The 7,339-nt window shown below is 46.3% G+C and carries 6 protein-coding genes, 1 tRNA gene and 1 pseudogene; 2 read left to right on the top strand and 6 right to left on the bottom strand.

Going from position 1 to position 7,339, the window contains the following annotated elements; genetic code table 11:
* Positions 1–231 precede the first annotated feature (231 nt).
* Positions 232–719, top strand: a pseudogene (locus NC994_RS27345) (ADP-ribosylglycohydrolase family protein).
* Here the strand turns inward: NC994_RS27345 and cutA are convergent.
* The 6 genes from cutA to NC994_RS27315 form a co-directional block, all read right to left on the bottom strand.
* Positions 716–1,051, bottom strand: coding sequence for a divalent-cation tolerance protein CutA (gene cutA, locus NC994_RS27340; protein WP_190433477.1), 336 nt, complete (start codon positions 1,049–1,051; stop codon positions 716–718). The pseudogene NC994_RS27345 and the gene cutA sit on opposite strands and share 4 nt — an antisense overlap.
* A gap of 64 nt (positions 1,052–1,115) precedes the next feature.
* Positions 1,116–2,021 carry a pentapeptide repeat-containing protein gene (locus NC994_RS27335; protein ID WP_190433475.1) on the bottom strand — a complete coding sequence of 302 codons (906 nt, stop codon included), beginning with the start codon at positions 2,019–2,021 and terminating at the stop codon, positions 1,116–1,118.
* Positions 2,022–2,556: 535 nt separating this feature from the next.
* Positions 2,557–3,612, bottom strand: a complete 1,056-nt coding sequence (locus NC994_RS27330; protein WP_190433472.1) for a molybdopterin-dependent oxidoreductase — start codon at positions 3,610–3,612, stop codon at positions 2,557–2,559.
* Between the two features lie 9 nt (positions 3,613–3,621).
* On the bottom strand, positions 3,622–4,632 hold the full coding sequence (locus NC994_RS27325) for a transposase (protein ID WP_190433470.1): 1,011 nt from the start codon (positions 4,630–4,632) through the stop codon (positions 3,622–3,624).
* A gap of 8 nt (positions 4,633–4,640) precedes the next feature.
* Entirely contained in the window at positions 4,641–5,705 is a 1,065-nt protein-coding gene (locus tag NC994_RS27320; protein WP_190433468.1) for a hypothetical protein, read from the bottom strand.
* Positions 5,706–5,844: 139 nt separating this feature from the next.
* A complete protein-coding gene (locus tag NC994_RS27315) occupies positions 5,845–6,504 on the bottom strand; it encodes an Npun_F0813 family protein (RefSeq protein WP_190411919.1) in 660 nt (219 codons plus the stop codon).
* Positions 6,505–6,825: 321 nt separating this feature from the next.
* On the opposite strand from NC994_RS27315, the gene NC994_RS27310 reads away from it, so the two are divergent.
* A tRNA-Arg gene (locus tag NC994_RS27310) sits at positions 6,826–6,899 on the top strand.
* Positions 6,900–7,339 lie beyond the last annotated feature (440 nt).

Raw genomic sequence — 7,339 nt, 5'->3', positions numbered from 1 at the left:
AGGCATCAATCACTTTTTGGCGTAGGTCAAGCGAGTAGGCTTTCATGATCGGCGATTGTCTGGCAGGCTGGGCTACTCCCTTACTGTATGCCATCCAACTGAGAACCGCTATAATTTTCCTTAAGATAATGCCATCCCTGCTAGCTCTTAAATCACTACGGACTGAATGCACGCACAGTCGCGATCGCCAACTACCCTGGAATCATCAGCAGTCCGGATAAAACACTTGAAATGAAAAGAAGCTCTAAAGTTTTAGCAGGGCTGATCGGTGCCTATGCCGGTGATGCGTTGGGTTTTCCAGTCAAATTTATTACCAAATCGATCGGTGAAGTCACCTGTAACAGAGATGATAGGTTCTGGAACTTATAATCAACCTGCTGGTACTTGGTCAGATGATAGCTCCCTTATCTTCTGCTTCGCAAAATCATGATGGATTTTCTCCGAATGTAACAGCTAACTATTTCTATCGTTGGTTAAACTGAGATTTCTGGACTCCCCACAGCGAAGTTTTTGACATTGGCAGCTCTTCTCATACCGAAGCGGTACTAAAAGCGGTGAATTTAAGTGACGATACGGATACCACTGCTGCCGTTACTGGTGGCTTAGCGGGAATTTATTACAGTATTGAAAATATTCTAGAAGAATGGATCGAGCAAATTGCCAGGATTGAAGACATCATTGACTTAGCAACACGTCTGGAAGCAGCTATCTACAGCTAATTTCTCACATTATCTGAAATCCACTGAAGATAGGGTGGAGAGCCAGCTAAGATTGGCAAAGCAATAATTTCTGGTACTTCATAAGAGTGCAACTCTCGAATCTTGGCTTCGAGGGCGGGAAAGTGCGCTAGATCTGTTTTAATGATTAGCTGCCATTCCTCTTCTGAGTTAACCTTACCTTGCCAAGTATAGACAGAATGCACTGGCATTAAGTTAACGCAAGCCGCTAGCTGGGATGCAACTAAATTTTGCGCGATCGCTTCTGCCTCTTGTCGCGAAGACGCCGTTACCAACACTACAGCGTAACGAGTTGTACCAGAATCCCGACCCATAACCTGTAACCAGTCCACAAAAAATCCCAAATCTATCAGTAATTATCAGTTAGCGTTCTCTCAACTACCCAACCATTGCTCTAACTGGTTGTTCAAAAGGTGTCACACTACCACTAACAGTTGCTTCTGAGTATGAGTTTTGGTGTTCTGATGGCAGCACAGCGCCATTCATTTGAGCATCTTCCAAGTTAGTTCCTACCAGTTTTGCCTCACTCAAATCTGCTTCACTCAAGTCTGCTCTACTCAGAATCGTCCAGCTTAAGTCTGCCCCTTCCAAAGACGCCTTTGCCAGGTTTGCTCCCCGCAGATCTGCTCCTTTCAGATTGGCCCTACGCAGTGTCGCTTGGCTGAGATCTACTGCGCTCAGGTTAGCGCCTTCCAGGTTAGCGCCACTCAATCTGGCATCATTAAGGTTGGCTCCCTCTAAATCGACTCCGCCCAGGTCTAATCCTTTTAAAAAAGCTCTTCTGAAGTTAACACCATTTAAGGAAGCGCCATACAATTTCGCGCCTGTGAGTCTCGCTTCGCACAAATTAGCCCAACTAAGGTTAACGCCACTGAGATTTGCTTCCCGCAGATTAATCCTTTGCATATTTGCTCCACAGAGATTAGCACCCCAAAGGTTAGCTACTCGAAGATTAGCACTGCTGAGATTTGCACCGCTCAGTTTGGCTCCAGGCAATTTTGACTTCACTAGAAACGCTCCACTGAGGTTCGCTTTCGTCAAGTCTGCTTCTACCAGTTTGCCTTCACTCAGTTTGATAAAACTTAGATCGGCCCAGTTTAGACAAGCACCCGTTAAGTCTGACTTTGTTAGGAAAGCTCGACTCAGATTAGCTCCTCTCAGGTTAGCGCCCGTGAGATTGACCCCAATGAGCGTCACTCCCCTCAAGTCACTTCCGTTAAGATCGATCCCGGCAAAGTCTCTTTGTCCGTCTTCATAAAGCTTAAGTAAATGGCTTACTTCCATAGCGCGATCGCTCCCTAGTTTATATAAACTGTTGAAGAGACTTGAAACGAATCTTACCAGGCTAAATAGCCACATTTTCTGCGGTTGTTTTTATAACAGAATCTTTCTTCATTCCAGTTTTTATCTGTTATTTGCCGACGCCTTAATCAATATTTTACTTCTCTAGATTACCCTCCTTATAAGGTTCAAGTAGATGATGTAACAAATATTTTTTTATATTTTCTTAAAACTCAATAATTAAGTAATTTTTCTAATAACAATCTTCTACAAAACCTATTTTCCGTAAAAATACGGTGGTCAGTTTATCTATAAATTCCTCTAATTTTTATAGACAGGTGAAGCGTCATTCAACAATCAACATAGTTTTCTAGCGAAGATTCATCCATGACAGAGATTACTCTGCTTGGGTGTATGGGAAGACTGCCATACATCCTACACAAGCATCCGTTTCTCAAAACCTATTTTAAACAAAGACACAAGACTTCGCGTTTGTTACTGATTTCTCAATTGTCTTAAATCGCTGAAGGGCTAGCGTTTAGGCTTGCAAATTTACTTGAATTCGCAGAACGCCACTACTACCATCCATCCGATTATCATCTTTCAGTTGCTGCTGTTGGCGTAAAGACGTTGCGCGAACAAGTAAAGTATAATTTCCCGGCTGTTGGGGCATCCACAAATAACGCCAGAGCGTCCACTCATGGGGAGATGGCGGTTGATTCTGCTCGGCATTCTGCCAAGTCTTACCATCGTTGGTACTTACCTCAATGGCTGTAATCGGACTAGATTTGTCCAAGGCAACACCAGCCATCAAAATGCCGCTTTCCCAACCTGTTTCACCCGTGCGCCCTAAATGCACCCGATGCTGCCTGTTCCAAACACGAGTGTTTTGCACTTGGCGCATCAGCGCATGAGTAGGAATTTCTGCGGTATTAGACCAGCCCTGACGTTCCCAAAAACCTCGCTTCTGGCTGCTGACAGCTTCAATCTCGACTAGCCATTTGGGTTGCTTCTGACCAAAGTGACCGGGAATAATGATGCGTAAAGGATAGCCATGCGACTGATTGAGAGCTTCGCCATTCATCTGGTGAACCAGTCGCACTTCTTGTCTCATGACTTCTGCAACTGGCAATGTTGTTTCGTAGGAATCAGCTCCGTGCAGCCTAAATTCTATCGCCTCTGATTTAACACCAGCTTGCTCTAGAAAAGGTAGCAAAGGGGTACCCGTCCATTGAGCGTTTCCAATCAGGTTGCCGCCAGTGGGATTACCGATGCATTCCATTGTCAAATAGAAATTTTCCTGCGGCGCTGCCATGATGTCCTGAAAGGTCAGCGTCAGCGGCCGGGCAACAGCACCCGTAACCTTTAACCACCAGTTGTCCAGGTTAATCCTAGGCGGCAAGGCGTAAGATTGCACATAAAATTCGCTCAATGGCGTGAGCAGGTGTTTTGGCAGTTTTGAGTCTGGCTTGAGCAGGTCAAGCAAAAACAGCGGCTCTACGGACCCTGTTAACTGGCAGCCTGGGAGCAAGCTAGCCGCAATCAGCCCGCCGGATGTTTGTAGCAGCTGTTTGAGAACTTGACGGCGTTTCACCACTGCCTCTTATAACGAATAAACTTGACCATCAATCAGCAAGCGAGTAATTCCCTTAGCTTGCAGTTGCGAACAAGTTTTCTGAAGCATCCTGCCATCTGGAACTTTAATCACTCGTTGGGTGCGGTTCGAGAACCTACGAGCTACCCGATGGTTATCGAAAACTGGCAGTGTTCTCTGTTGAACTTCTTGGGCAGGAATTTGTCCGAGATCGCTGAACTCTCGCAGGGGTCTAGCGATTAATTCTGCTGCTCGGTCTACAACTAAGTAGCAGGTTTTAGGAAGCACCGCGTTAGACAGCGGTAAAACTTGAACGCTAGCACGGTTTTGTCGCTTAAAGGTTCCTGCTGGAATCGGACTTTCTAGAGTTGGCGTATCATCCCAGTCGTCTTCGTCTTGGAGGTCTTCTAAATCGTCGTCGTCATCCTCGTCCTCGTCCTCTTCGTCTTCTAAATCCGTCAGGTCTTCCCCCAGCATCTCTTCTATGACACTGGCTTCTGCACTGTAATTGTTATCAAGTAGATCGGGGTTGTTACTTGGTGCGGCATCCACAGCCAGCTGAAAAAGTGGCAGAGAAGAATCGATCCCAGGGAAAATTTCGGAAGGAATGTTTTCTTGCTCTTGTGCCCTCTCTTCCTCTGTAGAGACTGAGGAGCGCCTGCGACGCCTCCGTGGGGCGGTAGGGCTTGCCTCTACTGATTCCTCACTATCACTATCTGCAAAAGATTCTTGAGTGTGGGGAAAGGATTCTTCGCTCTTTACCGATGCGGTCAGCGATGTTTCTACTGGCTCGTCGTCAGCTTCAGTGGCAGGTTCGGAAATTGAATGGGAGCGATTGGTTCGCTTTTGCTGGATTAGGGCTTCATATTCTGGCTCGGATAGACGACTTTTTAAAAGACGGCTAATCGTTGAATTACTGACATCATAACGACTAGCCAGGGTTGAGGTTGTCTCTCCTGGCTGTCGATACAGGTTGAGGATGTCGCGCTTATCTAATTCGGAGAGTTTTCTCACACTCATGCTACTTCCTAAGCACGTTTGCGTCCGCTACGACGGGAACGACTGGATGTATCAAATTCCAGGACAGCGCCAATGGCAAACAGGACGCCGCTGAAGACCCAAAATACTTCCAATAGTCCTCCGCTTTGATAATCATCACCAATGAACTTATCGGCGTATTTCAGCCACATATCAGCAACGTAGTATGAAAAAGCTGCCCCAGCAATCATCCGCCAAGACTGAGAAAAACGACCCCCCCAAAAGGCTAGCAATACGGTCGAGGCAACGATCAACAGAAAGATATCGCTAACAACGTAAAAAATGTTCAAAAAGGTCCCTAATGGCTCTAGAAATTTTTCTACTGATAGAACCCAGGCTGGAGCCTGATTTTCTCCAGTAGGAGCAGAGGGTTTTGCTTGTGCTGTTTTCACCACAGTAGCGGTTTTATTGACGGCTGGTGCTTTGGTGGCAGCGATCGCTTTCTTGGGTGAAGTCGCCTTCGCTATCTGTGTTGTTCCCTGTGTTGTTCCTACGGGTAAAGGTGGGGTTGCGGAGGATGCATTATTCGGGGAGGCAACCTGTAACCAGACTGCCAAGGCAATTCCGGCAACTGCGATCGCTGCAACGGTTGCCCACTGCCAAACTTCTAGATTCAGTCGCCGTGAGATGACAGCTAAAATCATTCCCCAGGCAAGAAATAAATAGGCAGGGACAAAAAACAAATCCCCAGGTGACACAATGGGTTCTTGGTGTAAAACCAGTTCCCAGTAGCAAAACAACAGGTTCCCGATAAAATAGCACAACATCCCCAGTCCAAATCCCAGCCAGACGTTACGTCCGCTAACAATCTGGGGACTGCGCCAGTTTCTAAAACACAGCACTGCTGCGCCTAGGTAAGCTACCTCTTCAAAAATGTAAGTTCCAATCGAGTACCAAAGCGGACGCTCCTCTCCGGGCGCAGAAATGCTAAACAGCAGAAAATACAGTAGCGCTAGCACACCCCAGATTATTCCCGCAACGATTACTGTCTGTACGCTCAGAAGGGATTGTAAACCGGATACTTTTTCCGATGACTTTTCTAAAGAACTGCTCATAGTTTTTCAAAACAAGGATGCACGCAAGGTTTAATCGCAAATGCAATTCAATTAATAATCTGCTAACAAATCTCCTTTAAGAAGCGCAAGTGTCTCATCTTAATGCAAGCTTTGGCATATTTCCCAAACATTTTTTAGATTAGCGCCACAGCTTACCTAGGGGAGATTGATTTAGCCACTCCAGGAACTGAGACCGCTCTCCTGGTTGCATATCTTGTAATGTATCCTTTACTCCTTGGGCAAAGTGGGTATTGCCGAAATATTCCTTACCCAAGCGATGCAGTTCTTGTAACAAGGTGATCAGATGATGTTCCTCCCAAGGGGGAATTTGGAGGCTACTCAAAGGGTCCATTGTTAGCAAGTTTTTCACAGCTTCCGGCCCATCCGCACTGGGAAAGTGCCACTGACGGAAGACATCACTAAGGTCTTTTTGAAATAATCCGGCTTGTCTGTTTCCTAATAGGTCTTCAACGTCTATGTAAACCGCCTGGAGCAACAAAAGGCAAGCTTGGGCGAGAGGGACAATTTTGACGTCACTACTAGCCTCCGCAGCCAGCTGATCTAGACGAATTTTGCCCCAGACGCTATACCGATCTGGCTCTTCCAGCAAAACGCAGGCTTTGCCACGGTTATCGGTAAGGTCTCGCCAAAAGGCTCTGGCTTCTTCTGCTTGATTAGCTGCAAATACACTGATCAAGCGAAAGGTTTGCCCCTGATAAGTGAGAATCGGGATCTGTTGCTCCCGCTTGGGGTGCTGAATGCTAGAAATTTCAACATCCTGCCGTTTCAGAATAAACATGACACTGGCAAATGACTCCTGACTTGGCCGGGGGCGTGGTGCGGCTAAAAAGCGATCGCCACGAAACTATATAAGGGCGCGATCCAGCCCTGGTGCTGGGATAAAATCGGACAACGCCGCGAGAGCGTCCGCGTAGCGCCTATCGCCTTGACTAATACACTATCGTATCCAAACGTCTGGGTATGTTGGTTTCTAGTTTACATTGAGCTTAAAGCTGCTTGAGCGATATATTTGGAAAGCTTTGGCTTTCTGGGTTGCTTTGCAGCACTCGGCACAGATACAATCTACGACAGAGCCAAGTTTGGCGATCCATTTTCATGTGGGTGCGTAACTCAGGTGGATAGAGTAGCTGCCTTCTAAGCAGTTTGTCGGGGGTTCGAGTCCCTCCGCACCCGTTTTAACTCAATAAAAATCCTTATTTTCAAAAATTGGGTAATAAAGGTGCATAAGGCAGGGAAAACGCATCTAAAATGCTGGATGTCTCTCCCCGTAGGAATTTTATCAGTTGCTCAGCCTTAAACCTAAATGCTTGAACCCCTTGTCGAGTAGGTATTTCACAGATAAGATGCGTTTGTCTTGGGGCGCAAGGCAACAACACCAGCGTAGTTATCATCATAAGGTTTATAGCTCGTGACCTGTTCTTAATACCGCCACAACCAAGTTAATTTTTGGCTATAAAGCACGATCGATTAGAATCAGCCAGCTCTTTTAGAGCTGATTTGTAAAGAGAATCTAAAATCCCTCTGGATAGGCATCAAGCAAATCTTAGGCTAGATTCAGTTGAGTGGTTGCACTGCTGATGACTCGTTTGCCAGAAATCGCCTATCCTCCTCGG

This window comes from Trichocoleus sp. AS-A1 (assembly GCF_039962015.1).
GTDB lineage: Bacteria > Cyanobacteriota > Cyanobacteriia > Cyanobacteriales > FACHB-T130 > FACHB-T130.
Note: the sequence above shows the minus strand (reverse complement) of the source record. Positions and strands in the feature narration are given on the sequence as shown.

Bases quoted from the DNA above. Each gene is read 5' to 3' on its own strand.
- NC994_RS27325 (WP_190433470.1), bottom strand. From the start codon at position 4,632: ATGAGTGTGAGAAAACTCTCCGAATTAGATAAGCGCGACATCCTCAAC.
- NC994_RS27315 (WP_190411919.1), bottom strand. From the start codon at position 6,504: ATGTTTATTCTGAAACGGCAGGATGTTGAAATTTCTAGCATTCAGCAC.
- NC994_RS27335 (WP_190433475.1), bottom strand. From the start codon at position 2,021: ATGGAAGTAAGCCATTTACTTAAGCTTTATGAAGACGGACAAAGAGAC.
- cutA (WP_190433477.1), bottom strand. From the start codon at position 1,051: ATGGGTCGGGATTCTGGTACAACTCGTTACGCTGTAGTGTTGGTAACG.
- NC994_RS27320 (WP_190433468.1), bottom strand. From the start codon at position 5,705: ATGAGCAGTTCTTTAGAAAAGTCATCGGAAAAAGTATCCGGTTTACAA.